This window comes from Actinomadura macra NBRC 14102 (assembly GCF_001552215.1).
Classification (GTDB): Bacteria; Actinomycetota; Actinomycetes; order Streptosporangiales; family Streptosporangiaceae; genus Spirillospora; species Spirillospora macra.
Map to the genome: position 1 here is coordinate 932,040 of NZ_BCQT01000006.1, position 25,773 is coordinate 957,812.

The 25,773-nt window shown below is 71.9% G+C and carries 20 protein-coding genes and 1 pseudogene; 10 read left to right on the forward strand and 11 right to left on the reverse strand.

What is annotated here, in order from left to right:
• Positions 1 to 14: 14 nt before the first annotated feature.
• Positions 15 to 734, reverse strand: a complete 720-nt coding sequence (locus AMA02S_RS13185; protein ID WP_245667486.1) for an IclR family transcriptional regulator — start codon at positions 732 to 734, stop codon at positions 15 to 17.
• Between the two features lie 226 nt (positions 735 to 960).
• Between AMA02S_RS13185 and AMA02S_RS13190 the strand changes: the two are divergent.
• The 3 genes and pseudogenes from AMA02S_RS13190 (at position 961) to AMA02S_RS13200 (ending at position 4,938) form a co-directional block, all read left to right on the forward strand.
• Positions 961 to 2,929, forward strand: a pseudogene (locus AMA02S_RS13190) (acyl-CoA dehydrogenase family protein).
• Between the two features lie 172 nt (positions 2,930 to 3,101).
• Entirely contained in the window at positions 3,102 to 3,968 is an 867-nt protein-coding gene (locus AMA02S_RS13195; protein WP_067456710.1) for a lipoate--protein ligase family protein, read from the forward strand.
• A 151-nt stretch (positions 3,969 to 4,119) separates the two neighbouring features.
• Positions 4,120 to 4,938, forward strand: coding sequence for a class I SAM-dependent methyltransferase (locus tag AMA02S_RS13200; protein WP_084265059.1), 819 nt, complete (start codon positions 4,120 to 4,122; stop codon positions 4,936 to 4,938).
• 348 nt (positions 4,939 to 5,286) lie between these two features.
• Here the strand turns inward: AMA02S_RS13200 and AMA02S_RS13205 are convergent, their stop codons facing one another.
• The 4 genes from AMA02S_RS13205 to AMA02S_RS13220 form a co-directional block, all read right to left on the reverse strand.
• On the reverse strand, positions 5,287 to 6,075 hold the full coding sequence (locus AMA02S_RS13205; RefSeq protein WP_067456713.1) for an enoyl-CoA hydratase-related protein: 789 nt from the start codon (positions 6,073 to 6,075) through the stop codon (positions 5,287 to 5,289).
• A 23-nt stretch (positions 6,076 to 6,098) separates the two neighbouring features.
• Positions 6,099 to 7,244 (reverse strand): acetyl-CoA C-acetyltransferase, encoded by a 1,146-nt coding sequence (locus AMA02S_RS13210; protein ID WP_067456717.1) that lies wholly within the window; start codon positions 7,242 to 7,244, stop codon positions 6,099 to 6,101.
• 62 nt (positions 7,245 to 7,306) lie between these two features.
• A complete protein-coding gene (locus AMA02S_RS13215; RefSeq protein ID WP_084265060.1) occupies positions 7,307 to 9,376 on the reverse strand; it encodes an MFS transporter in 2,070 nt (689 codons plus the stop codon).
• A gap of 610 nt (positions 9,377 to 9,986) precedes the next feature.
• Positions 9,987 to 10,436 (reverse strand): hypothetical protein, encoded by a 450-nt coding sequence (locus tag AMA02S_RS13220; RefSeq protein WP_245667488.1) that lies wholly within the window; start codon positions 10,434 to 10,436, stop codon positions 9,987 to 9,989.
• Positions 10,437 to 10,542: 106 nt separating this feature from the next.
• Between AMA02S_RS13220 and AMA02S_RS42825 the strand changes: the two genes are divergently transcribed.
• The gene (locus tag AMA02S_RS42825) at positions 10,543 to 10,704 is read left to right on the forward strand and encodes a hypothetical protein (protein WP_169806815.1); all 162 of its coding nucleotides are present in this window, start codon (positions 10,543 to 10,545) and stop codon (positions 10,702 to 10,704) included.
• 151 nt (positions 10,705 to 10,855) lie between these two features.
• Positions 10,856 to 11,677 (forward strand): class I SAM-dependent methyltransferase, encoded by an 822-nt coding sequence (locus tag AMA02S_RS13225; RefSeq protein WP_067456723.1) that lies wholly within the window; start codon positions 10,856 to 10,858, stop codon positions 11,675 to 11,677.
• A 132-nt stretch (positions 11,678 to 11,809) separates the two neighbouring features.
• Here the strand turns inward: AMA02S_RS13225 and AMA02S_RS13230 are convergent, their stop codons facing one another.
• The 5 genes from AMA02S_RS13230 to pdxH form a co-directional block, all read right to left on the reverse strand.
• The gene (locus tag AMA02S_RS13230) at positions 11,810 to 12,823 is read right to left on the reverse strand and encodes a zinc-dependent alcohol dehydrogenase family protein (protein ID WP_067456726.1); all 1,014 of its coding nucleotides are present in this window, start codon (positions 12,821 to 12,823) and stop codon (positions 11,810 to 11,812) included.
• 2 nt (positions 12,824 to 12,825) lie between these two features.
• Positions 12,826 to 15,159 carry an ATP-binding SpoIIE family protein phosphatase gene (locus AMA02S_RS13235; protein WP_067456729.1) on the reverse strand — a complete coding sequence of 778 codons (2,334 nt, stop codon included), beginning with the start codon at positions 15,157 to 15,159 and terminating at the stop codon, positions 12,826 to 12,828.
• 234 nt (positions 15,160 to 15,393) lie between these two features.
• Positions 15,394 to 16,095, reverse strand: coding sequence for an iron-dependent transcriptional repressor DtxR (locus AMA02S_RS13240; protein WP_067456732.1), 702 nt, complete (start codon positions 16,093 to 16,095; stop codon positions 15,394 to 15,396).
• A gap of 124 nt (positions 16,096 to 16,219) precedes the next feature.
• A complete protein-coding gene (locus tag AMA02S_RS13245; protein WP_245667489.1) occupies positions 16,220 to 17,572 on the reverse strand; it encodes an MFS transporter in 1,353 nt (450 codons plus the stop codon).
• Positions 17,569 to 18,288, reverse strand: coding sequence for a pyridoxamine 5'-phosphate oxidase (pdxH, locus tag AMA02S_RS13250; protein ID WP_067456738.1), 720 nt, complete (start codon positions 18,286 to 18,288; stop codon positions 17,569 to 17,571). Before pdxH ends, AMA02S_RS13245 begins: the two co-directional genes overlap by 4 nt.
• A gap of 91 nt (positions 18,289 to 18,379) precedes the next feature.
• Between pdxH and AMA02S_RS13255 the strand changes: the two genes are divergently transcribed.
• The 5 genes from AMA02S_RS13255 to AMA02S_RS41670 all read left to right on the forward strand — a co-directional run bounded on the left by AMA02S_RS13255 (position 18,380) and on the right by AMA02S_RS41670 (position 25,132).
• Positions 18,380 to 19,492 (forward strand): citrate synthase 2, encoded by a 1,113-nt coding sequence (locus AMA02S_RS13255; RefSeq protein ID WP_067456741.1) that lies wholly within the window; start codon positions 18,380 to 18,382, stop codon positions 19,490 to 19,492.
• A 270-nt stretch (positions 19,493 to 19,762) separates the two neighbouring features.
• A complete protein-coding gene (locus AMA02S_RS13260) occupies positions 19,763 to 20,179 on the forward strand; it encodes a hypothetical protein (protein WP_067456748.1) in 417 nt (138 codons plus the stop codon).
• Positions 20,180 to 20,301: 122 nt separating this feature from the next.
• Positions 20,302 to 21,438 (forward strand): phosphoserine transaminase, encoded by a 1,137-nt coding sequence (serC, locus tag AMA02S_RS13265; RefSeq protein ID WP_067456751.1) that lies wholly within the window; start codon positions 20,302 to 20,304, stop codon positions 21,436 to 21,438.
• A 350-nt stretch (positions 21,439 to 21,788) separates the two neighbouring features.
• On the forward strand, positions 21,789 to 22,895 hold the full coding sequence (locus tag AMA02S_RS13270) for a hypothetical protein (protein WP_245667490.1): 1,107 nt from the start codon (positions 21,789 to 21,791) through the stop codon (positions 22,893 to 22,895).
• A 77-nt stretch (positions 22,896 to 22,972) separates the two neighbouring features.
• Positions 22,973 to 25,132 (forward strand): hypothetical protein, encoded by a 2,160-nt coding sequence (locus AMA02S_RS41670; protein WP_245667491.1) that lies wholly within the window; start codon positions 22,973 to 22,975, stop codon positions 25,130 to 25,132.
• Here the strand turns inward: AMA02S_RS41670 and thpR are convergent.
• Positions 25,069 to 25,767 carry an RNA 2',3'-cyclic phosphodiesterase gene (gene thpR / locus AMA02S_RS13280; RefSeq protein WP_084265064.1) on the reverse strand — a complete coding sequence of 233 codons (699 nt, stop codon included), beginning with the start codon at positions 25,765 to 25,767 and terminating at the stop codon, positions 25,069 to 25,071. The two genes, AMA02S_RS41670 and thpR, sit on opposite strands and share 64 nt — an antisense overlap.
• Between the last annotated feature and the right edge of the window lie 6 nt (positions 25,768 to 25,773).

Sequence of the window (25,773 nt, forward strand, 5' to 3'; positions counted from 1 at the left end):
TTGGGCCGGGATTGTTATGTACACAGCGTCAGGGTGCGCTGGATCTTGGCGGCGGTGGCCCGCATGTGGTGGGCGGACGCCTCGATCTTGGCCAGCCGGCTCGGGCGGCAGGAGACGGCGAGCGCGCCCACGGGGCCGGTGCCGTCGGCGACCGGGACGGCGGCGCAGCCGGTGCCGAGGGCGTACTCCTCGCGGTCGAGCGACAGGCCGTCGGGTGTGCTGAGCGAGCCCAGCAGCCGCCGGGGCTCGGTGATGGTGTGCGGGGTCAGGTCGACGAGCGGGTGCCGGGACAGGTAGTCGCGGCGGCGGTCCTCGTCGAGCTGGTTCAGCACGCACTTGCCGATCGCGGTGGCGTGCGCGGCGTCGGCGAACCCGACCCACAGGTCGACGCGCGGGCTGCGGGGGCCGTCGGCGACGTCGATGAGCTGGATCTCGTCGTCCACGTGGAGGCTGAAGTAGGCCGCGACGTTCAGCTCGTCCCGCAGGGCGATCAGGGTCGGGCGGACGGCCGCGAGCACCTGCTGCATCCTGCTCTGCCCGTGCAGGGACTGGACGCGGTCGCCGAGCACCCACACGCCGTCCGACAGCCGCATGGCGTAGCCCTCGTGGGCGAGGGTGCGCAGCAGGTGGTACGTCGTGGCCAGGGGGAGCCGGGCCTCCCGGGCGAGCTGTTTGGCGGGCGCTCCGCTCGGATGCGACGCCACCGCCTCCATCAGATGCAGAGCACGCTGCACGGAGGCGATGAGAGTGGGTCTGCGTGTCTCATCCATCACGCACAGCGAACCCTTCAGGCACGGGCGGGTCAAGGGCTTTGGCGGTACACGTCCATTGCATCACTTCTGGTGGTTGTTCGGAATGGTTTCGCGAATCGCACGCGACACGCCAGTCCGACCAAGACTACCCAGAGGTCAACCGGGGAGTAACTTCAGGATGGAGGGAAGTCGCTTCAAAGGAGCCGGCATGAGCCAGCCGAGTCACAGCCCGGATCCCGTGGACGAACGGACCGCCCGAAAGGTCGCTGAGGAGGCGCGCGAAACCGAATGGCGGCTGCCCAGCTTCGGAAAACAGCTCTTCCTGGGTGATTTCCGTCTTGATCTTATTCATCCTCATCCGCGCCCCGACAACGAGGGACGGCGCCGGGGTGAGGAATTCCTGACCCGGCTTACCGAATTCTGTGCGACGAAGGTCGATCCGGCACTGATCGAACGGCAATCCCGCATTCCGGATGACGTGATCGCGGGATTGCGGTCGCTCGGCGCCCTCGGTATGAAGGTTCCGGAGCGCTATGGCGGGCTCGGTCTCAGCCAGCTCTACTACGGCCGCGCCCTGATGGTCGTCGCGTCGGTCAGCCCCGCGCTCGGGGCCCTGCTGTCGGCGCACCAGTCCATCGGCGTCCCGCAGCCGGTCAAGTTGTTCGGCACGCAGGAGCAGAAGGACGTCTGGCTGCCGCGCTGCGCCCGCGAGATCAGCGCGTTCCTGCTCACCGAGCCCGATGTCGGGTCCGACCCGGCGCGGCTGCGCGCCACGGCCGTCCCGGACGGCGACTCCTACGTCCTCAACGGCGTCAAGCTGTGGACGACCAACGGCGTCGTCGCCGACCTCGTCGTCGTGATGGCGCGCGTCCCGAAGTCCGGCGAGCACCGCGGCGGCATCTCCGCGTTCATCGTCGACATGGCCTCCGGCGGTATCACCGTCGAGAACCGCAACGCCTTCATGGGGTTGCGCGGCATCGAGAACGGCGTCACCCGCTTCCACGACGTGCGCGTGCCGGCGGCCAACCTGATCGGCGCCGAGGGCGCGGGCTTGAAGATCGCGCTGACCACGCTCAACACCGGGCGGCTGTCGCTCCCCGCGACCTGCGCGGCGAGCGCCAAGTGGGCCGCCAGGATCGCGCGTGAGTGGTGCGGGGGAGCGCGTCCAGTGGGGGCGTCCGGTCGGCGAGCACGAGGCGGTGTCCAGGAAGATCGCGTTCATCTCGGCGACCGCGTACGCGCTGGAGGCCATCCTCGACCTGTCCGGGCAGCTCGCGGACGACGAGCGGGGCGACATCCGGATCGAGGCGGCGCTGGCCAAGCTGTGGTCGTCGGAGATGGCCTGCCGGGTCGCCGACGAGCTGGTGCAGCTGCGCGGCGGCCGCGGGTACGAGACCGCCGAGTCGCTCGCGGCCCGCGGCGAGCGCGGCGTGCCCGCCGAGCAGGTGCTCCGCGACCTGCGCATCAACCGGATCTTCGAGGGCTCCACCGAGATCATGCATCTGCTGATCGCCCGCGAGGCGGTGGACGCGCACCTGTCGGTGGCGGGCGACGTCATCGACCCCGGCGCCTCCCCCGGGCGCAAGGCGCGCGCGGCGGCGCGGGCGGGCGGCTTCTACGCGCGATGGCTGCCGACGCTGGTCACCGGCGCGGGGCAGCGCCCGCGCTCCTACGGCGAGTTCGGGCCGCTGGCGCGGCACCTGCGCTACGTCGAGCGCGCGTCCCGCAAGCTCGCCCGGTCGATCTTCTACGCGGCGGGACGCTGGCAGGGCGGCCTGGAGTACCGGCAGGGCTTCCTCGGCCGGATGGTCGACATCGGCGCCGAGCTGTACGCCATGAGCGCCGTGTGCGTGCGGGCGCACGCCGACGCCTCGCCGGACGGTCCCCTCGCGGGTTCCGGGCCGGGCGGCACCGGACCGGCGACGGCGCCCGGCGCGTCCGCCCTGCTGCTCGCGGACGCGTTCTGCCGGCAGGCGCGCGTCCGCGTGGAGGAACTGTTCGAGGGACTCTGGCGCAACACCGACGCGATGGACGTGAAGCTGGCGCGCGCCGTCCTCGCCGGCGACTTCGCCTGGGTGGAGGAAGGGGTGCTCGACCCGTCCATTCCCGGGCCGTGGATCGCCGCGTCCGACCCCGGCCCGAGCGGCAGGGAGACCGTTCACCGCACCATCGAGTAACTCTCCGTCGCCAAAAGAAGACTATCCGCATGCAATCCGAGCGCAAAGGAGATAGTTTTCTCACCGGTGACCGACCGCGGCGTACCGCCCGTTCCCGGATCGGGCGGTGCGCTGCGGTTTTCGCTGCGGATTCGCTGCGATGGGGTGCGATGGGGAGAGGAGCGGCGGCGGGATGCTCAACGTCATCCTCGACGACACGCGCGACCCGGCGCGCAACCTCGCCCTCGACGAAGCCCTGGTCCGCGCCGCCGCGCTGCGCGTCCGCACCTCGCGCGTCCCCGCGCCGCGCGTCCCGGCCCCCCGCGGACCCGCCTCGCCCCCGCACATCCCGGCTCCGCGCACCGCCGTCCGGCGCGGCGAGGATCCGCTCGATGCCGCCCGGGGTGTCGCGGCGCACTCCGCGCCGCCCGTCCTGCGCGTCTGGCAGAACTCGCCGAGCGTGGTGGTGGGCCGCTTCCAGAACGTCGCGCGCGCGGTCGACCTGGTCGCCTGTGCCCGCGACGGCATCGACGTCGTGCGTCGCGCGACCGGCGGCGGGGCGATCTGCTTCGACTCCGGCACGCTCGCGTTCAGCCTCGTCCAGCGCCCGGGGCACCGCGTCGCGCTGGACGCGCTGGTGATCTCGGCCCTCGAAGGGCTCGGCATGCCGGGCGACGCGCTCCGGGACGGCCGGGTGGTGCAGGCCGCGACGCTGCGGACGAGGGACGCCTGCCTCACCCACGTCGCCGTCCAGGTGCGCTCCGCCCTCCGCGTCGCCGGGAGCAGGACCGCGCACCGCTGCACCGCGTCCGGCGTCCGCCCGGCGGCCGGGACGCGGCCGGCGCTCGCCGACCTCGGCGCGGGGATGACGGTGGACGCGGTCCGCGCGGCGGTGCTCGGCGCGGTCATGAACGAGTTCGGCACCGCCCGAACACGCCACCCGGACGCGGTGGAGCGTGCGGTCCGTGACCACCTCCACGCGGTGCGCTACGGTGATCTGGCCTGGCATCTCACCGGCCCGCGCACGGCGGCGGCGAGGCAGTTCAGCGGCCGCAGCTGAACGGCCTGCGGGCGTCTTGACGCCAGAGCACCCGTACGGATGGGTAGACTGTCCCGACCTTGCGCCAGAGATCGGACCATCCCGGGGGGATCCGGTCCCTCGATCCGGCGAACAAGAAGCCGAACGCCAACGCACCCAGCGAGCGGGAAGTATGCAGCCACCTGGTCAGAAGAAGTCCATCGCAGGCACCCTCCTCAGCCTCATCGGCAGCCGGCAGCAGCCCGGCGCTGCCGGTTCCCCGGCGGGTGAGGACGATCTCGTCCAGCCCGCCGCCGGCGAGGGCGCTCTGGAGAACCATCTCGGCGGCGACGAGGCCCGCAACTACCGCAAGTACGAGTACGACACGGTCGCGCCGCATGTGGGGCGCTCGCTGCTGGAGATCGGGTCCGGGCTCGGGCACTTCTCCGAGCAGTTCGCCGGACGGCTCGACTACCTCGTCGTCAGCGACAACGACCCCTACTGCGTGGGCGAGCTGCGCAAGCGCTACGAGGGCAACGACGACGTCGAGGTCATCGACCTGGAACTGCCGGCCGAGGTGAACATCCGGCAGAAGGTCGACACCGTCGTGATGATGAACGTCCTGGAGCACATCAAGGACGACACGCAGGCGCTGCGTGACCTGGCGTCGGTCACCCTGCCCGGCGGCCGCATCGTCATCTGGGTCCCCGGCTACATGCAGCTCTACGGGGACTTCGACCGCAAGGTCGGGCATGTCACCCGGTACACGCCGGCGACGCTGGAGGCCAGCGTCCGCGCGGCCGGGCTCGTCCCCGAGGTGCTCAAGCCCATCAACTTCCTGGGCGGCATCGCCTGGTGGTTCGCCGTCCGCCGCGGCGGCGCCGGCTACCCCGACCCCAGGCTCGTCAAGATCTATGACCGGACGGTGGTGCCGCTCACGCGGGGCATCGAGCGGCTGATCAGGCCGCCGTTCGGCCAGACGGTCTTCTGCGTCGCTCGCGTCCCGCGCTGACCATCACGACAGAACGTCCCGAGAGGGCGGGCCACCTGGGGTGGTCCGCCCTTTCCCCTACTCCGGGGCATCCGAGGGCAGACCATTGTGTCGGTCATCGCACGGAATTCCGGCGAAGACGCGTCTAGGTATACGTATTCGCGCCGGTCCCGATGCGCGAGGGGACCCCGGACAAGCAGACTGGTCAGTGGCCGGACGGGTCACGGGCCGCCTCTCCAGACGGAGAAGCACCGTCTGCTTCCGCGGACCGCGATCACGAAGGCCAGCCACTGAAAGTTCCCGTGTGGTCCGACGGTTCGGTGGCGGGAGCCCGGGAGGGGAGGCGCCCGCCATCGAACCCGGACGGGTTCAACGCCCCCGGAACTCGGGGGGCCGCCTCTCCAGGAACGCGGCGATGCCCTCGCGGGCGTCCTCGGTCGCGGCCAGCTCAGCCAGCTCGCCGAGCAGGTACTCCACCTGCTCCTCCAGCGGCCGGCCCTCGACGGCGAAGAACGCGTCCCGGCCCCGGCGCAGCCCGAGCGGGCTCTTGCCGGCGATGGTACGGGCCAGCTCGTCCACCCTCGCGTCCAGTTCCGCGCGCGGGACGACCTCGGTGACCAGCCCGATCTCCCGCCCCTCGGCCGCGGTGATCCGCGCACCGGTGTAGTACAGCTTGAACGCGTGCTTCGGCGCGACGTTCCGGTCGATGATCGCCATGATCATCATGGGCCAGAGCCCCACGTTCACCTCGGGCGTGGCGAGGTGGACATCGTCCGCCGCGACCACCAGATCGCACGCCGCCGCCAGCCCCAGCCCACCCGCCACGGCGTGCCCGGCGAGCCGCGCGATGATCGGCTTGCCCAGCCTCGGGAACGCCGTGAACAGCCGGAAGGGCGCGCTGTCCCGGACGGCGGCCGCGCCGCCCACCGCGCGCCCGCCGGCCTGGGCCAGCCCGCCGAGATCGGCTCCCGCGCAGAAGGCCCGCTCCCCCGCCCCGGTCAGGACGATGACGCGGACGCCGTCATCGTCCTTGGCGCGCTCGAACGCGGCGAGCAGCTCACCGATCATCCGGTCGTCGAGCGCGTTGCGGGCCGAGGGCCGGTTCAGCGTGATCCGTGCGACCCGTTCGTCCACCTCGTAGAGGATCGTCTCGTCCATGTCCTCGGCCGGCTTCGCGGTGACTACAGCCTCTCGATGATCGTCGCGTTGGCCTGGCCGCCGCCCTCGCACATGGTCTGGATGCCGTAGCGGCCGCCGGTGCGCTCCAGCTCGTGCAGGAGCTTGGTCATCAGGACGCCGCCGGTGGCGCCGAGCGGGTGGCCGAGCGCGATGGCGCCGCCGTTGGGGTTCGTCCTGTCCAGGGACGCGCCGGTGTCCTTCGCCCAGGCCATCGGCACCGGGGCGAACGCCTCGTTGACCTCGAAGACGTCGATGTCGCCGATCTTCAGGCCGGCGCGGTCGAGCGCCCTCTCGGTCGCCGGGATCGGGCCGGTCAGCATGTAGACGGGGTCCGAGCCGCAGACCGCGAGGGTGTGGACGCGCGCCCGCGGCGTCAGGTTGTGCCGCTTGACGGCCTCCTCAGAGGCGATCATCAGCGCGGACGCGCCGACGGAGATCTGCGAGGCGACCGCGGCGGTGATGTCCCAGCCCTCGCGCAGCGGCTGGAGCCCGGCCATCTTCTCCAGCGAGGTGTCGGGCCGCGGGCCCTCGTCCTTGCCGAGGCCGGCGAGGGGCGCGATCTCGCGGTCGAAGTAGCCGGCCTCGATGGCCTTGCTGGCGCGCCGGTGGCTCTCCAGCGCGAACTCCTCCAGGTCCCGGCGCTTGAAGCCCCACTTCTCGGCCATCAGCTGCGCCCCCCGGAACTGGGAGACCTCCTGCATCCCGTACCGCTCGGCCCAGCCGTCGCCGTACGGGAAGGGCATGCCCTTCTCCATCGCCATCGTGACCGAGGAGCCCATCGGCACGATCGCCATCTGCTCGACGCCGGCCGCGACGACCAGATCCTGCGTCCCCGACAGCACGCCCTGCGCGGCGAAGTGGATCGCCTGCTGCGAGGAGCCGCACTGCCGGTCGATGGTCACGCCGGGCACGCTCTCCGGAAGGCCCGCCGACAGCCACGCGGTGCGCGCGATGTCCAGGGACTGCGGACCGACCTGCATCACACAGCCCATGATCACGTCTTCGACCGCTGAGGGGTCGGCGCCGGTGCGGTCGACGAGCTCCTTGAGCACGTGGGCGCCGAGGTCGGCGGGGTGCACGTCCTTCAGGGCGCCCTTCTTGGTACCGACGGGGGTACGGACCGCACCGACGATGTACGCCTCGGCCACTTCGCCTCCAAAGCAGGGGTTGGGAACTCGAAACCGAGTGGGATTCGGTTGTCAGTATGAGATTACCTCGCGGACGGCGCAACGCCATGTGAGCTGGATCTCGGACCGCAGATCTCGTGCCCGTCCGCGTCATCCCCGAGGGACGCCTGGGTGAGCTGCGTCAGGACGTCCGCCAGTTCAGGATGCTCCTCGGGCGACCAGCCCTCCAGGTGCCGCGCGAGCCAGGCCCGGCGGACGGCGAACAAACGCTCGGCGGCCGCCCGCCCGGACGGGGTGATGGCGAGCACGCCGTCCCGCCGCTCGACATGGCCGGCCTCGACGAGCCGGTCGACGTACGGGCGACCGTGCTCGACGGTGATACCGGCGCGCTCGGCGAGATCCGTGCCCGCGACCGTCCCGTCCTTGGCGATCCTGCACAGTGCCCACATGCTGCCGGCCGTCAGGTCGACCCCCGCGAGCCTGCCCAGTCGGTCGTAGAGCTCCAGCGCCCGCGCGTCCCTGCGCATCAGCTCGCTCAGCGCCCGCTCGATCTCATGCCTGGACGACCGGACGGTCGGCGCCCCACCGAAGCCCTCGCCGTAGTCGGGGGCCTGCGCCGTCGCCCGCAGAGGGACCTCACGCAGGAACAGCGTCAGCAGGAACGCCACCGCCGCGACGGGGACGGCCCAGAAGAACACGGTGTCGATCGACTGCGCGTACGCGTGCAGGACGGCGTCCTTCACCTGCGCCGGATACCGGTCCAGCAGCTTGGGATTGCCCTGGACCGCGGCGGGGTCGAAGCCCGGCGGAAGAATACGGTCCTTGGCGAGGTCCTCGACGTGCCCGGCGAGCCTGTTGCTGAACACCGATCCGAACACCGCGACACCGAACGAGCCACCGATCTGCCGGAAGAACGTCACCCCCGACGTCGCGGAGCCCAGGTCCCGATACGACACCGAGTTCTGCACAGCGATGACGAGCACCTGCATGACCAGCCCCAGCCCGAAACCGAGCAGCGCGAAACACAGGCTCATGGACAGCGTCGAGGAATCCTCGTCCAACCGGGAGCACAGGTAGAGCGCCACCGCGATGATCGGCGTGCCGACGACCGGGAAGACCTTGTACCGGCCGAACTTGCTGATCAGCTGGCCCGACCCGATCGAACTGCACAGCATCCCGAGCATCATCGGCAGCAGATGGACGCCCGACAGCGTCGGCGAGACCCCGTGCACGACCTGAAGGAAGATCGGCAGGAACGTCAGCGCCCCGAACATCGCGAAGCCGACCGCGAAGCTGATCGCCGAACCGAGCGAGAACACCGAGTTGCCGAGCAGCCGCGGCGGCATGACCGGCTCGGCCGCCCGCCGCTCGACGAGCAGCCACACCCCGATCAGCACGACCGCGGCGGCCCCGAGCCCGATGATCTGCGGCGAGATCCAGTCATAGCGGGTACCGCCCCAGGTCGCCGTCAGCACGAGCCCGACCGACCAGCCCACGATCAGCAGCGTGCCGAGATAGTCGATACGGTGCCGCTCCCGCCGCTCGGCCGCGTGCAGCACGGCCGCGATCACCACCAGCGCCACGACACCGATCGGCACGTTGATGTAGAACACCCAGCGCCACGACAGGTTGTCGACGAACCAGCCGCCCAGCAGCGGCCCGCACACACTGGCCACACCGAAGACGGCGCCGAACAACCCCTGGTACCGGCCCCGCTCACGCGGCGGCACCACATCCCCGACGATCGCGACGACGAGCACCATCAGGCCCCCGCCACCGAGGCCCTGGAGCGCCCGGAACCCGATCAGCTGCGTCATGTCCTGCGCGATACCGCACAGCGCCGACCCGATCAGGAAGATCACGATGGACGTCTGGAACAGCCGCTTGCGTCCGTACTGATCGCCGAGCTTGCCCCACAGCGGCGTCGACGCCGTCGACGAGAGCAGGTACGCCGTCACCACCCACGACAGGTGATTGAGTCCCCCAAGGTCGCTGACGATCGTCGGCAAGGCCGTCGACACGATCGTCTGATCCAGCGCGGCGAGCAACATCGCCAACATGAGCGCGCCCAGGATGACGTACAGCTCTCGTTTGTTTGCAGTGCCCTTGGCGTCAGGCCCTGGGGGCCTTCCTTCAACGGGCACTGCGGCCATCGCTGCATCGCTCCCGACTCGCCCCAGAGGGCTCGCTCCGCGATCAGTTGCTCGCAGGCTCGCAACTGCCTTCGGACGCGATGGCCCAGTTAAGGTCGTTGACGCTTCTGGTTACAACCTGTCCGATGGCCGCGCCTTTATGCCAGTACTTACTGCACCGCCCTCGGCGGTCGGGCCTGGCGGCCCTCCCTTCCACGGGCATCGCGGCGATCGCTGCATCGCTTTCGACTCGCCCTGGAGGGCTCGCTTCGCGATCAGGTTCTCGCACGCTCGAACCTGGCTTCGCACGCGATCGCAACGTGGTGGTCGGTTGTCCCTTGGCGTTACCACCTGTGCTTCGGCGCCTCGCGGCACTGGTTCTCGCTTCGCTGAACCTGTTTCGTCGCGTGATCGTCTTGGGCCAGTGCCTGTTGCCCGGTGTCCTCAACTGTCGCGCGAGCGCGTTACCTGACCGGCGGGGCGATGCCGGAGGCGAGCCCCGCCGGGAAGATCGCGAAGCGAGGTCGCGCTCGCCCAAGCACGGTCAGGGGCGAGCCGCCAGGCGAGTCCTTGGGCCAGGTTTGCATGAACACAGCCGCCAGGCGAGTCCTTGGGCCGGGATGCAATCAGCTCAGTCCTGCGAGCGGCGGAGGAGGGCGCTCACACGCTTGACCCTGCCGGCGCTGCGGTTGAGTTCGTCCTTGGCGACCTTGGCCGCGCCTAGCGCGGCGGCGCTTGCGGCTACGCCGATCGCGCCCGCGGTGGCCCAGATCGGGAGGCCGGGACGCGTCCGCAGGCCGCTCAGGGTGTCGGCGGAGTCGACGGCGAGGCCGATTCGGGCCCAGAGGCGGCGGCCGTTGGGGTCGCTGAACAGGTAGCCGGCGCCCAGGGCCATCTCCCGGGCGCCGAACAGCCGGGTCATGTAGTCGCGGCCGGGGTCGGAGCCGCTCATGCCCGCGATCCTGCCGGTCAGTCCCGGAGCGGTCAGCGCTGCCAGGCCGAGGGCGACGCGGGTGCGCGCCATGGTGAGCATGAGGCCGTCCAGCGTGTCCCGGCCGTCTGTTTCCTTCGCATCTGCCACATCGGTGAGGTTATCGGCAGGCGCACCCCGCGGGAGGACCGGATAACCCCGTCCTTACACGTCTAAGGTTCTAGGAGGCGGCAGTCCCTCCGGAACGAAGGTGGCCATGGAAGGCATCCTGAGCCTCGTCGTCATATCCCTCCTCGCCGCGTTCTGCGTGCGCTGGGCAGCGGTGCGGCTGCGCGTGCCCGCGCCGACGAGGGTCGCGGTGATCATCGTGTTCGTGCTGGTCGTCGGGGCGCTGTACGGACAGTCCCTGAACGGCTGAGCGAAACGGCCTGCAATTTTCACCGGCCGGGGCCGAACTTCCCGCGCGGGCCGTGAGTCATACCTGGCGAAACCGGTTTCGTTGCCTGCCTCGGGCGGAGGCGGGCGGCACCCCGTCCGGCAGTGCCGGCCTGACGCGAGGGAGGGCACCCGTGCCGCATCCGGCGACCGCGATCCAGGAGACCGGCCGCGCGATCGCCCCGCACCTGAGGCGACTCCTGGACTTCGTCGAGCCCGATCACGACGACGTCTGCCTGGACGTCTCGCGCGGGCACGGGCCGATGCCCGCCGCGCTCGGCCCGCGGGTCCGCCATGTGACCGCTGTGGACGCGACGCCGGCCGCCGCGGCGGGGGCGAGCCGGGACGGCCGCATGTCCACGGTCACGTTCGGGACCGGTCCAGTGCGGATCGCCGACGGCGACCTGCCTCCAGCGCCGCCGGCGCGAGTGGAACGTCCCACAAACTCCGGAGGGCCGGACGGTGTGACGGTCCGGGCCAACGCCGCCGCCCTGCCCTACAGGGACAACACGTTTTCGCTGGTGACGGCCCGGTTCTCCCTCTACAACCTGGGTGAGCCCGAGCACGTGCTGCGCGAGTTGCTGCGCGTGTGCCGGCCCAGCGGGCGGCTGGTCATCGCCGACCTCGTTCGGGGGAACCTGGCCTGCCCTGACCGCGACCGGATCGAGCGGCTGCGCGATCCCGACCATCCGGGCACCCCGTCCATCGCCCGGCTGACCGAGATGATCACCTCGGCGGGCGGCAGTATCCGCCGGCTGGACGTGTTCACCGTCGAGCGGCCCGTCGAGCCCTGGCTGGACGGCGCGCGCGACGTCGCCGCCGCCGACCGCATCCGCGAGGCCCTCACCGACGAGGTGGACGGCGGGCCCCGCACCGGCGCCAAGCCCAGGATGATCGGCGGGGAGCTCTGGTTCACCCAGTCGTGGGCGCACGTGGCCACCGAGCCCATCCCCTGACCGGACGCGTCACTGGCCTCAACCATCGCGCGAGCGCGCTACCTGACCGCGGGGCGATGCCGAAGGCGAGCCCCGCCGGGAAGATCGCGAAGCGATGACGCGCTCGCCCGAGCACGGTCGAGGGGCGAGCCCTCAGGCGAGTCTCTCGGGCCGGGATTGCAAAACCGCTGCGCCGGTGAAGCGGTCGGCTGCCAGGTCCGCGAGGGCGCGGTCCGCCTCGTCCAGGGGGTAGGTGCGCGTGGTGACCGACACGTTCAGGCGGGCCGCCAGGGTCAGGAACTCCTCGCCGTCCGCTCGCGTGTTGGCGGTGACCGAGCGGACCTGGCGTTCCTGGAAGAGGTGTCGCTGGTAGTTCAGGGACGGGACGTCGGTCAGGTGGATTCCGGCGATGGCCAGGGTGCCGCCGCGGTCCAGGCGCTCCAGCGCGGCGGGGACGAGCGTCCCGGCCGGGGCGAAGATCACCGCGGAGTCCAGCGGGGCGGGGCCGGTGTCCAGCGAGTCGCCCGCCCAGGTCGCGCCGAGGTCGAGGGCCAGTTCGCGCGCGGCGGGGCTGCGTGTGAAGACGTGCACCTCGATTCCCTCGGCGAGCGCGATCTGCGCGGCGAGGTGGGCGGAGCCGCCGAAGCCCCAGATCCCGAGGCGTCCGCCCGGTGGCGGCGCGGCGCGGCGCAGGGCGCGGTAGCCGATGATGCCCGCGCACAGCAACGGGGCGGCGCGGACGTCGTCCAGTTCGTCCGGGATCGGGTAGGCGTAGGCGTCCACCGCCAGGGCGAACTCCGCGTATCCGCCGTGGGCGTCCCAGCCGGTGTAGACCGACTGGGGGCAGAGGTTCTCGGCTCCGCGGCGGCAGAAGCGGCACGCGCCGCATGTTCCGCGGAGCCAGGCCACCCCGACCCGGTCACCCGCCGAACGCAGCGTGCCCGGGCCGGACTCGACCACTTCGCCGACGATCTCGTGGCCCGGTGTCACGCCCGGCAGGTGGACGGGCAGGTCACCCTCGGCGACGTGCAGGTCCGTGCGACAGACGCCGCAGGCGAGGACGCGCACGAGCAGCTCGCCCGGACCCGGTGACGGGACGTCGCGCTCGACGCGACGCAGCGGGCCCGAGGTTATCGGTGCCGGTGTCTCGACGGCCCAGGCGCGCATGGCTACGGGGTGAGCGGCAGCTCGAACCAGACGGCCTTGCCGGCCGTCGTGGGCCGGGCGCCCCAGCGGGTCGCGAGCTGGTCGACCAGGTACAGGCCGCGGCCGCCCTCGTCGGTCTCGCCGGCGCTGCGGATGCGCGGCAGCCGCATGTCGGAGTCGAACACCTCGACCCAGATGGCGTCGGCGCCGCGCCGCAGTCGGAGCCGGAACTCCTTGGTGGGCGGCTCGCGCCGGCCGAGGTCGGCGCCGAGGCTCCAGTCGTCCTCGTCGAAGGGGCCGGCGTCGAACCCGCCGGAGTCGAACGCGCCGGGCGTGAACTCGGCCGCGTTGAACTGGACGGGCGGCGGCGCGGACAGCGGCTCACCGCCGCGTCCGGGGGACCCGGCGGGCACCGGGACGACCATCTCGCGGCGCGGGGCGGGCGTCGCGGTGGCGTGCAGGACGACGTTCGTCACGACCTCGGACACCAGCAGGCAGGCCAGTTCGGCCTGCTCGTCCAGCATCCCCCAGTTCGCGAACGCGTCGGCGGCCATCCGCCGTGCCTCCGACACCATGATCGGTTCGGCGGGGAAGGTGCGCTCCTCGACGGCCAGTTCGTCGGCGGCGGTGCGGATCACCACGATGGCCACGTCGTCGTCGATGTCGCCCGGCACCGCCTCGTAGGCGGCGTTGGCGATGGCCTCGACCCCGCCGCGCGCCACCTGCGCGACGGCCGAGCGGACCATCTCCCGGGACTCCTCGCGGGTGTAGTACTCGCCGTCGTCCTTGGGGCGCCGGTCGATGAGGCCGTCGGTGTAGAGGACGAGCGTCGCGCCCGGCTTGAGCACGGACGTCTCCTCGTTGTAGAGGATCTCGCCGCCCATGCCCGGACCGCGGACGCCGAGCATCGCGCCCTCGCTCTCGAACGACAGCTCCTCGACCCGGCCGTCGACGACCAGCAGCGGCGGGTCGTGGCCGGCGTTGGCGAACTCCAGGACGCGCGACCACGCGTCGTACACGAAGTAGGTGCACGACACCAGCGGCGGGCGGACGAGGTCGTCACTGTTCCAGCCGGAGCGCATCCGCTCGGGCCGGGTCATCGTGCGGACCCACTCGTCGAGCTTGCGCAGGATGTCGGCGGGCGGCTTGTCGTCCTGGGCGAAGGCGCGCAGCGCGGCGCGGAGCTGGCCCATCACGGCGGCGGCGCGGGCGCCGCGGCCCTCGACGTCGCCGATGACGAGGCCGACGCGGCCCGCCGACAGCGGGATCACGTCGTACCAGTCGCCGCCGACCTGGGTCTGGATGCCGTGCCCGTGCGCCTCCAGCGGGCGGGCGGGCTCGTACCGCCAGGCGATCTGGAGGCCGTCCAGCTTGGGCGGGCGGTCGCCGGGCAGCAGGTGCTTCTGGAAGGCGAGCGCGGTCTCGCGCTCCTCCTCGAACAGCAGCGCGTTGTCGACGGCGAGCGCGACACGGCTGGCTATCGCGCCGAGCAGGTCGCGGTCGAAGCTGTCGTAGTGCGGGTCGGGCCGTTTGGAGAGGTTGGACAGCGCCAGGCTCATCACGCCGAGCAGTTCCCCGCGCACCAGCAGCGGCGCCGAGATCACCGAGGTGATGCCCATCGCGTCGCCGAGCCGCCGGGACTCCTCACTCGGCGCGGCGAACCGGTGCTGGATCATGTCCTCGACCAGGACGGCGTCACGGCGTGCCATCGCCTTGGCGCTGAAATGCCCGGGCGGGTAGGAGACGGGTTCGCCGACCTCGGCCCAGGTGCCGGGCGGCGGCTCCCAGCCACCCGCGTGCCGGGACACCCGCCGGTAGAGCCGATCGCCGCTGAACAGGTCGATGAAGCAGTGGTCGGCGAACTGCGGGACGAGGGTGTCGGCCACGCTCCGCAGCGTGTTCTCCAGTTCCAGGGAGCCGGCGAGCCGCTCGCCGATGCGCTCCATCAGGCCGTACCGCTCCTGGTCGCGCTGGTTGGAGCGCAGGGCCTCCCGCGCGAAGATGACGACCCCGTCCACGGCGCCGGACGGGTGCCGCAGTGGCACGGCGTGCGCGCGCGTGTACACGGTGGTGCCGTCACCGCGCAGGTTACAGAACGTGCCCTCCCACACACCGCCCTTGAGGACGTGCTTGGCCAGCTCGGTGGCCTGCTCGTGATCCTCCTCGGCGATGCCCAGGGACAGGATCGAGTGCCCGATGACCTCGTCGCCGCCGAACCCGAAGAGCTGCCGCGCGAACGCGTTGCCGTAGATGACGTTGCTGAAGCGATCGCAGACGATGACCGCCATCTCCATCTGGGTCAGGACGGTCTCGGGTGGCAGATGCGCCTCGAAAGAGGCGTCCCCCCAACGATTCATCTCCCCATCCCGCTAGCAGTTGCGGCCCCGCCGGTGACCACGTCATCTCCATACGGCCACCTGCCGGCGCCCGGCATCATGATCACCGGGCGTCGCGGCGCGGATGCCGCGCGTACCTCTTCCGTCGTATTGAACGACGAACTCGCCGCCGGGATACGCCCGCAAGGCGCGAACGTATGGAGATCTTCGGTATAGACCGGCGAAGCGGGGGCGGGGGATGGCACGCGCGGCGGGTCAGCGCCTGCTGACGAACACGTGTTCGGCGATGCCGCGCGGCAGTTCTGTGTCCGAACTGTCGGCCTCGTCGTCACAGGTCACCCGCACCCCGTCATCGGTCGCCCGAAGAGTCACCTCTCGTCCCGGTTGTATCCCTATCTGCTTGAGTCTAAGCATCAAGTCGCTGTCACTCTGCACCTGCTCGCTGATCCGCCGGACCACGGCGGTCGCACCGCCGGGACTGGCCACCGCGGTCATCACCGACAGCGGCGCGGAGAGGCTGTCGTCCCCGTGTCCGCCCAGTTCGTCCATGCCGGGGATGGGGTTGCCGTGCGGGCACGTGGTGGGGTTGTCAAGCAGTGCCACGAGGCGGCGCTCGACCTCCTCCGACATCACATGCTCCCAGCGGCACGCCTCGATGTGGACGTCCTCCCAGGGCAGTCCGATCACGTTGACCAGCAGGCATTCGGCGAGACGGTGCTTGCGCATCACGCGCGTCGCGAGCCCGCGGCCGCTATCGGTCAGTTCGAGGTGCCGATCTCCTTCGACCCGCAGCAGCCCGTCACGCTCCATACGCGCGACGGTCTGGCTCACCGTTGGGCCGCTCTGCGAGAGCCGCTCGGCGATCCGCGCGCGAAGGGGGATGATTCCCTCCTCTTCGAGCTCGAAAACCGTCCGGAGGTACATCTCCGTGGTATCGATCAGGCCGTGTGAGGTCACAGCTCCCTCCAGTCATTATGCGCAGGAGTCTACTTGCTCGACCCTCTCGGCGCCCGGGCCGGTGAATATCCCACGAACAGCGGGTAGTAGGGAACGCCCGATGGACACATTTTCTTCCCGGGCCCTACGGGACGCCCTCCGGTGAGACGGCGGTGCGGGTGTCGTAGCGGAGGAACGCCGGGACGGCCAGGGCCGCGAGCACGACCAGGACGGCGCACGCGATTCCCCCTCCCACCCACGACGCGGTGGCCCCGACGACGCTGGCGGTCGCCCCGGCCCGCACGTCGCCGAGCCGGGGGCCGCCCGCGACGACGACGGTGAACACGCCCTGGAGGCGGCCGCGCATCTCGTCCGGCGCGTAGGTCTGGAGCATCGTCTGGCGGAAGACGGCCGAGACCAGGTCTGCGCCGCCGCCCAGGGCCAGCAGCGCGACGGCGAGCCAGAGCTGGTGCGCCAGTCCGGCGGCCGCCACGGCGAGGCCCCACACGACGATCGACACCACGAGCGCGACGCCCTGCCGGTGCACCCGTCCGATCCAGCCGGAGATCAGCCCGCCGATGACCGCGCCGATCGCGATGGAGGCGAACAGCCAGCCGACGGCGCCGCCCCCGCCGAACCGGGTGTCGGCCAGCTCGGGGAACAGCGCGCGCGGCATCGCCACGCCCATCGCGATGATGTCCACGACGAACGACATCATCAGGACCGGCTGTGTGGCGAGGAAACGCAGCCCGTCGAGCACCGCGCGCACGCCGGGCGCCCCGGCGATCTCGCCGAGCGGCGGGATCGCGGGCAGCCGCATCGCCGCGTACAGCCCGACGGTGAACAGGGCGGCGTCCAGGGCGTAGGCGGCGGCGTAGCCCCCGTGGGCGAGGATCACGCCGGCGAACAGCGGGCCGGCCAGCCCGCCGACCGTGCTGGCGGTGAAGCTCAGCGTGTTCGCGGCCGAGACCAGCGGCCGGTCGATCAGCCGGGGGATGATCGCGCTGCGGGTCGGCGAGGACACCGCGAACCCGACCGCCTGGAGCGCGACCACCGCCATGATCAACCCGAGGCTGTTGACGCCCACCAGCGCCTGGACGAGCAGGATCAGCGTGGACGCCCAGGTGACGCAGGACGAGACGAGCAGCAGTTTGCGGCGGTCCATGTGGTCGGCCACGGCGCCGCCCCAGAGCCCGAAGACGATCAGCGGGACGAGGTTGACCAGCCCGAGCACGCCGACCCAGAACGACGACTTGGTCATGTCGTACACCTGGACGGGCACCGCCACGGCGGTGACCTGGAACCCGATGAACGACACGCCCTGCCCGAGCCAGAGCCGCCGGAAGGCGACATGGGCGAGCGGACGGGTGTCGATGGTCAGACGGCGCAGCATCCCGCGGCGGCCAGGGGAACGTTCCGCGTCGTCAGGGCCGTCGGTGGCGTGGGAGCTGTCACTGTCATGAGCGTGGGTGGGGGTTGGCTGCTGTTCCGACGTCACGGAGACAGTCTGACGGTGTCCCATTCGCCGGATGCGTCCGGGGTTGTCGAGCGGCGGTACCGGATGCGGTCATGCAGCCGGTCCGGGCGTCCCTGCCAGAACTCGATCGTCTCGGGGACGACGCGGTAGCCGCCCCAGAAGTCCGGCAGCGGCACGTCGTCCTCGCCGCCCACCGGCGCCTCGGGCCAGCGTTCGGCCAGCTCCGCGTAGCGCCGCTCCAGCATCTCGCGGCCCTCGATGACGCCCGACTGGTGCTCGCTCGCCCACGCCCCGATACGCGAACCGTACGGACGCGTCCGGAAGTAGGCCGCCGACTCCTCCCGTGGCAGTTCCAGGACGGGCCCGGCGACGCGCACCTGCCGGTACATCGGATGCCACGGGAACACCAGGGCCGCACGCGGGTTCCCGGCGAGGTCGCGGCCCTTGTCGGACGTGAGGTTGGTGAAGAACCGGAACCCCTGCGGTCCGTACCCCTTCAGCAGGACGGTCCGGGCGCTGGGCACGCCGTCGGCGGACGCCGTCGCGAGCACCATCGCGTTCGGTTCGGCCAGCCCGAACGCGTGCACGTCGGCGAACCACGCGGCGAACAGCGCGAGCGGATCGGCGGGGAGCGCCGGCTCGGTCAATTCGTCCCCCTCGTAGGATCTGCGGAGCCGTGCGGGGTCGGGCGTTGGGGAATCCACAGCGTCTGAGCCTCTCACCTGGGCTTTGTGCATCTCACATGGACCTGGGTACTGCTCAGTAAGGCGGGCAGGGTTCAATGGCACGGCACCGCCTTATCACTCTGGGGACGAAAGGCAGGACGACATGTCCGACTTCAAACCCGGCCTCGAGGGGGTCGTGGCCTTCGAGACCGAGATCGCGGAACCGGATAAGGAGGGCGGCGCCCTCCGCTACCGCGGCGTCGACATCGAGGAGCTCGTCGGCAGCGTCTCCTTCGGCGACGCCTGGGGCCTCCTCGTGGACGACAGCTTCGACCCGGGACTCGCCCCGGCCGACCCCCACGTCCTGCCGGTCACCTCCGGCGACGTGCGGGTGGACGTGCAGAGCGCCCTTCCGACGCTGGCCCCCGCGTACGGGATGCGCCCCCTTCTCGACATCTCCGACGAGCAGGCCCGCTCCGACCTCGCCCGGGTGTCGGCGACGGCGCTGTCGTTCGTCGCCCAGTCGGCGCGCGGCATCGGCGTGCCGATGGTGCCGCAGGAGCGCATCAACGAGGCCGAGACCATCACCGAGCGGTTCATGGTCCGCTGGCGCGGTGAGCCGGACCCGAAGCACGTCCAGGCCATCGACGCGTACTGGGTCTCCGCCGCCGAGCACGGCCTGAACGCCTCCACCTTCACCGCCCGGGTGATCGCCTCGACCGGCGCGGACGTCGCGGCCAGCGTCTCCGGCGCGATCGGCGCCATGTCGGGCCCGCTGCACGGCGGCGCCCCGGCCCGCGTCCTGCCGATGATCGAGAAGGTCGAGCGGATCGGCGACGCCCGCAAGGTCGTCTCCGACATCCTCGACTCGGGCGACCGGCTGATGGGCTTCGGCCACCGCGTCTACCGGGCCGAGGATCCGCGCGCCCGCGTGCTGCGCCGCACCGCCAGGGAGCTGAACGCGCCGCGCTTCGAGGCCGCCAAGGCTCTGGAGGACGCCGCGCTCGCCGAGCTGCGCGAGCGCCGTCCGGACCGTCCGATCGAAACCAACGTCGAGTTCTGGGCCGCGGTCATCCTGGACTTCGCCGAGGTCCCGACCGCGATGATGCCCGCCATGTTCACCTGCGGCCGCACCGCCGGCTGGGCCGCGCACATCCTGGAGCAGAAGCGCACCGGCCGCCTCGTCCGGCCGAGCGCACGGTACACCGGCCCCGGCAGCCGCTCCATCAAGGACGTGAACGGGGCCGCCGAGATCCTCAAGCGGCACGCCGGCTGAACCGCCCCCACCCACACTTCCACCCCCGATCCTCGATCTCCGTGAACGCGCTGAGGGCCCCCGGTGTACCCCACCGGGGGCCTCGCCCGTCTCCGGGCGCGCCTCGGCTTCTCTTCCCAGCGGGTTCGCTCACTTCAGGCGGCCCCACTGGCCCGGCGGGCAGTGGCCCTTCGTCTGGCGTTGGACGCGGCCAAACGGGAAAAGGATCGAAAATTTCCGAGATTCTCTGGTCGCGAGCCGAGAATCAGCCACTTTGTCATCATTGGCCTCGTGACCGACAACTCCGCCGACTCCGAACCGCAAGGCGAGCCCCTGGAGGGCGAACCCCCGGAAGGTGAACCGCTGGAAGGCGACATAGGCCCCGCATCGGCCGCGCCCCGCGTTTCCCTGACGCGGGAGGCCGTCGGACCGGAGTCCGGCGATTCGGCGAACGGCAGAGCGGAGGCGCTCAGGCGCTACGAGGCGGAACGCGAGGAGCGGCGCCGCCGGGCCAATGCCGCCTCCGGACGGATCGCCCTCGCGCTCGCCGCCGCTCTGCTGGCGTTCCTCTTCTACGACTCGGTCCGGACGGCGGTCCAGGCCCACTCCAGGGGCGGCGACTGGGTCTACCCGCCCGCCGTGATCGCCGGTGTCTGCGGGGCCGCGCTCGCGGCGCTCGTCGTCGGGGCCGTCCGGCGCCGGCGGTGAGGATCCCGGCGAAGGGCCGACGAAGGGCCGACGAAGGGCCGACGAAGGGCCGACGAAGAGCAGAGTCTCGGCATGTGAACCCGGCCCACGATCTTCACCGCAGGTCAAGTAGCCTACTGCGAGTGACCGACAGCGCGAATCCAGCCATTGTCATTCCCGCCGACATCAAGCCCGCCGACGGCCGCTTCGGATGCGGCCCGTCCAAGGTGCGGCCCGACCAGCTCGCCGCGCTCGCGGAGTCCGGCTCGACGTACATGGGCACCTCGCACCGGCAGAAGCCGGTGAAGTCCGTCGTCGGACGCGTCCGTGAGGGCCTGGCCCAGCTGTTCTCGCTCCCCGAGGGATACGAGGTCCTGCTCAGCAACGGCGGCACGACCGCGTTCTGGGACGCCGCCTCGTTCGGCCTCGTCCGGCAGCGGTCGCAGCACCTGACGTTCGGCGAGTTCTCCAGCAAGTTCGCGAAGGTCACCACGGGCGCGCCGTGGCTGGGGAACCCGACCGTCATCGACAGCCCGCCCGGCACGCACCCCGAGGCGTCCGCCGAGGAGGACGTGGACGTCTACGCCCTCACCCACAACGAGACCTCGACCGGTGTCGCGATGCCGATCAGGCGGCCTGCCGGCACGACCGCCGCCGACGGGCTCGTCCTGGTGGACGCCACGTCCGGCGCGGGCGGCCTGCCCGTGGACGTCACCGAGACCGACGTCTACTACTTCGCGCCGCAGAAGTGCTTCGCCGCCGACGGCGGCCTCTGGATCGCGCTCGCCTCGCCCGCCGCCCTCGCGCGGATCGACGAGATCGCCTCGTCCGACCGGTACGTCCCGGAGTTCTTCAACCTCAAGACGGTCGTCGACAACTCCGCCAAGGACCAGACGTACAACACCCCGGCCGTGGCCACGCTGCTACTGCTCGCCGACCAGATCGAGTGGATGAACGGGCAGGGCGGCCTGGCCTGGACGACGGCCCGCACCGCCGACTCGTCCCAGCGGCTCTACACCTGGGCCGAGAAGACCACCTACACGCGCCCGTTCGTGACCGACCCGGCACAGCGCTCCCAGGTCGTCGGCACCATCGACTTCGCCGAGGAGGTGGACGCGGCGGCCGTGGCGAAGGTGCTGCGCGCCAACGGCATCGTCGACACCGAGCCCTACCGCAAGCTCGGCCGCAACCAGCTGCGCATCGGCATGTTCCCGGCGATCGACCCGTCCGACGTGGAGGCCCTCACGGTCTGCGTGGACCACGTGGTGGAGCGCCTCTAGCACGGCACCGCACGCCCCGGGGAACGCGCTCCCCGGGGCGTCGCCATATCGGGGACGGGGACCTTGGCAGGCACATGGTCGGCAGGCCCAGGGGGCGCCTTCGGGGCACCTTGGCGGGCATGGCCGGAATCGCCGACATGCCGCATGAGGTGCAGATCATGGAGGCACGGTCCCAGGTGTGCGGGGAGCCGCATAAGCTCGATGCGTGAACCGCGCGCCTCATTGGCTGCTTCCCACCGTGCTGACCGCGCTCGTCCTGGCCGTGGTCGTCGGTGCGCTGCTGAAGTGAACGCCGGGGCCGCCCCCGGCCGGCCTCTGCGGCGCGGCGCGGGACATGCATGATCATCGGGGTGCGTCACGGGGAAGGGCAGGGCATGTCATTGCGTCCGTCCCGGCGGAGGCGCGCCGTCCGCGCCGCCGCCGCGCTCGTCCTCCTCGGTACCGCCTCGGCCTTCCCTGCACCCGCCTCGGCCTCCCCGGCCGGCTCGGCCGCCGGCTCTGTTCCCGGGGGCCTCGCGGCGGACGCGCGTGCCCCCAAGGTCGCCTTCACGATCAGCGACCCGCGGATCACCGAGTCCAGCGGCCTCGCCGCCAGCGTGCGGCACCCGGGCATCGTCTACACCCACAACGACTCCGGCGGCGTCCCGAAGGTCTACGCGCTCGGGCCGAACGGCGGGGTCCGCGCCGTCCTCACGCTGGCCGGGGCCGGCGCGCGCGACTGGGAGGGCATGGCCCTCGGCAAGGACGAGCAGGGACGTCCCGCCATCTACGTGGCCGACATCGGCGACAACCTCGGCGGCGCCTGGCCCTATGTCACCCTCTACCGGATTCCCGAGCCCGCCCAGCTGCGCACGCAGAGCATCCAGGCGACGCGGTTCCGGCTCAAGTACGCCGACGGCCCCCGCAACGCCGAGACCGTGATGATCAACGCGCGGACGAACCGGCTCTACATCGCCAGCAAGCTGTTCTCCGGCGCCCTGTACGAGGGGCCCGCGCGGCTGAGCAGCGGCCGTTCCAACACGCTACGCAAGATCGGCGACGCCCCAGCGATGGCGACGGACGGCGCGTTCGCCCCCGACGGGCGGACCTGCGTCATCCGCACCTACTTCGGCGCCCGCCTCTACTCGGTCGACGAGGACGGCAGGCCCGGCAAGTCGATCAGGTCGGTGTCGCTGCCCTTCCAGGGGCAGGGCGAGTCGATCACCTACACCGCGGACGGACGATCGTTCCTGGCCGGTTCGGAAGGACAGAACCAGCCCGTCTACGAGATCCCGGTGCCCGACCAGGCGAAACCGTCGCCGGCGGCGTCGCCGGGGGCCAAGGCCGCGGGCAAGGACAACGCGGACGAGGGGCACAACGACCCGGGCAACGTCCGGACGGGGCTGTTCCTCGCGCTCGCCATCGCGGGCGCGGTGTGCTTCGGCCTCGTCCGCAGACGCGGGGGCAGGGGGACCTGACCGACGCGCTGCAAGAGGGTTCCGAGTGCTGACAGATCGCAAAAGGAGGCGACGGTCCCGCGGGGACCCGTGTGAGGATGCGGACTGTGGAGCATGAACTGGTGGGCCTCGCGGGTCCCGGCGGCCGGTGGCGACCCGTCGCCGCGGGGCCGTTCGCCCTCCTGGCGGTGGCGCTCGCGCTGCTGCCGATCCGGCCGGTCTGGCTCTGGGCGGTGCTGATCGGCGCGGTCGCCGCGATCCCGTGGCTGCTGGGCGCGGCCCCGGAGGCGCGGCGACGCCGGCCCCGACCGTACTGGCGGCTTTCGGCCGCCGGTCTCGAACGGATCGGGCCGGGCGGGGCCGGCATGGTCCGCTACGAGCGGTCCCGGATCGACGGGTTGGCGCTCACCACCGGCGACGGCGTACTGACCGTGTTCCACCGGTTCGGACGCACCGCGGTGGGCGGGATGACGTCGATGGGGCTGGAGCCGCTCGCGCTCTTCGTGACGGCCCGCCGGCTCGGCATCCCGATGCACGTGCTGGACGGCGAGGCGTCCGACCTGCTCGACCCGGCGCTGGACGAGGCGCTGCGCAGCGGCGGCCTGGAGTCCGACGTCCCGGCCGGCGGTCCGCTGCCCCGTGACCACGCCGCCGAGAAGCGGCTGCTGGACCAGGAGGCGGCGCTCCTGGCCGCCGCCCACGAGCCGCCCCGGCCGCCCGTGCCCGGTGTGGGGCGCGAACCGGGTTCCCGGCCGGGCCGGCGCGAGCCGGGGCTGCGGATCGACACGCCGGCGCCGCTGCCGAGCCGGCGGCGGATCGCCGTCCTCGGCACGCTGGTCGCGCTGCTGGGCGCCTTCATGGTCGCGCGCATCGCCGTGGAGGGCGCGGGCGGGTTCGGGGCCCGGCTCGCCGCGGGCTGCTGGGCGCTGGCCGCCATCGCCGGGGTCCTCGTGGCGCGGCGGCGGCTGCTGCGCGCCGCGCAGGTCCGCTGGACGATCACCGCGGAGCGGCTGCTGGTGCGGGGCCGTCCCGGCCGCCGCGAACTCCAGGCCCTGCCGTCCGCGGACGTGGCCGCCGTCGTCGTCGGGCCTGGACTGCGGCTGGACCCGCTGAGCGGCGAGCCGCGCCGCGCCGACCTCGCCGCACTGGCGTTCGGGCACCGGCTGGAACTGCTGGCGCGGCTGCCCGCGCACGGCCTGGACGGCTTCCAGCTCGCGCACGCCCTCGACGATCACGGTTACCGGGTGGTCACGCCGGGCGCGCGCCCGCCCCGCAGGCCCGAGTACGGCCTGGAGGGGCTGCCGGAGATCTTCGCCCAGGTGCCCGGCGGGCGGCTGGTCGTCGCGGACGGCGGCCTCGGCTGGGCGGACGCGGCGGGCGACGTCGTGCTGAAGATGCCCGAGGACCGCATCGGTGGCATCGAGTTGCTGACCATCGGCGGGCACGCGTGGGTGCGGCTCTACGACTCCGACGGCGACGAGTTCTTCGCCGCGCCGCTGTCGGCGCTGCGGATCTCGCGGACCGACCTGCGGGAGGCGGCGCGCCGGGCGGGGCTGCCGGTGAACGACGCCGAGTACGACGCCTACCTCAGCGCCGCGTTCCACTCGGCGGTGTCGCCGCTCGCCGTCCCGGCGCCCGAGGTCGAGATCCCGGCGGGCGAGCCGGAGACGGCCGCCGCCGCGCTGCCCGCCGCACGGGACGGCGGGCCCCTACCGCCCGACGAGCGTTCCACCGACGAGTTCACGATCACCATTCCCGCGCCCCACGGACCTGTCACCGCGCCGGGAACGCTCCTGGACGCGACCCGGCGGTCCCGGATCGGGACGTACGGGATGAGCGTCCTGCTCTGCGAGGCGGTCGCGCTGATCGGTGCGGTGTGGCTCGGCCCTGATCTGGGCGGGTTCAGCGCCACGGCGAGCTGGTCGGCGCCCGCCGGGCTGCTGATCGGTCTGGCGGGCTACTGGCTGTACGACCGCAACCGCGCGCAGCTTCGCGTGTCGTCCGCGGGCCTGGCGGTCGTCACCAAGCGCGGCAGGGTCGAGTGGGACCTGGGCCGCGACCGCATCGGCGGTGTCGGCATCGACGAGGCCGCCGAGCGGATGCCCCGCCTGGTGGTGTGGAACCCGTCGGGGCGGGTGCTGCGGCAGGTGACGTTCCCGCCCGATCTGGACGAGTTGCGCCGCGCCTGCGAGCGCTACGGGGTCCCCTGGGGGCCACCGGACGCCGACCGCCCCGCACCCCCACCACCGGAACTCTGACCACCACCCGGATCTTGACCACCACCCGGACTCTGACCGCTGCCGGGGCTACGGCCGCCCCCCGGCTCCGGGCCGCGGAGCGACCAGGTCTTCAGGGACTCGTACGTCACCTGGCTGTACTGCTTGCCGGGGAGATGGCTGCGCATGAGGTGGACGGCGTCCGCCGTCCAGGAGGACGACGCGAAGGCCGACAGCGACTCGATGAGCGGGCGGACGTCCACGGGCTGCCGTGACCGTGCCAGCGTCAGGTGCGGGCGGAACGTGCGGTGCTTGTCGGGCAGCGTGCCCGCTCTGCGTCCGGCGGCGCCGGTGGAGGCGGCCAGCCGGACGAGCCCGCGCCGGTCCCCGTACAAGCCCGTCCAGAGCACGCGGGCATGGGCGCCGCTGCCGGGGAACGCGCCCGCCCCGGCCAGGGACAGCGACATCCGCCCGTGCCGCCCGACGGCCCGCTCCAGCCGGGGCAGCAGCCGGTCGAGGGTCCGGTCGTCCACCTCGCCGAGGAAGGACAGCGTCACGTGGATCAGCTCGCGGCGGACCCATCTCAGCTCGGGCACCCGGTCCAGCTGCGGCCGGACGGTCTCCTCGACCTCGTCCAGGATGTCCGGTGGCGGAATGAGCGCCACAAAAAGCCTCATGGGAAC

Coding starts and splice junctions, on each gene's coding strand:
- AMA02S_RS13235 (WP_067456729.1), bottom strand. CDS start 15,159: ATGAATCGTTGGGGGGACGCCTCTTTCGAGGCGCATCTGCCACCCGAG.
- AMA02S_RS42825 (WP_169806815.1), top strand. CDS start 10,543: ATGGAAGGCATCCTGAGCCTCGTCGTCATATCCCTCCTCGCCGCGTTC.
- AMA02S_RS13195 (WP_067456710.1), top strand. CDS start 3,102: ATGCTCAACGTCATCCTCGACGACACGCGCGACCCGGCGCGCAACCTC.
- AMA02S_RS13215 (WP_084265060.1), bottom strand. CDS start 9,376: ATGGCCGCAGTGCCCGTTGAAGGAAGGCCCCCAGGGCCTGACGCCAAG.
- pdxH (WP_067456738.1), bottom strand. CDS start 18,288: ATGCACAAAGCCCAGGTGAGAGGCTCAGACGCTGTGGATTCCCCAACG.
- AMA02S_RS13230 (WP_067456726.1), bottom strand. CDS start 12,823: ATGCGCGCCTGGGCCGTCGAGACACCGGCACCGATAACCTCGGGCCCG.
- AMA02S_RS13205 (WP_067456713.1), bottom strand. CDS start 6,075: ATGGACGAGACGATCCTCTACGAGGTGGACGAACGGGTCGCACGGATC.
- AMA02S_RS13200 (WP_084265059.1), top strand. CDS start 4,120: ATGCAGCCACCTGGTCAGAAGAAGTCCATCGCAGGCACCCTCCTCAGC.
- AMA02S_RS41670 (WP_245667491.1), top strand. CDS start 22,973: ATGCGGACTGTGGAGCATGAACTGGTGGGCCTCGCGGGTCCCGGCGGC.
- thpR (WP_084265064.1), bottom strand. CDS start 25,767: ATGAGGCTTTTTGTGGCGCTCATTCCGCCACCGGACATCCTGGACGAG.
- AMA02S_RS13255 (WP_067456741.1), top strand. CDS start 18,380: ATGTCCGACTTCAAACCCGGCCTCGAGGGGGTCGTGGCCTTCGAGACC.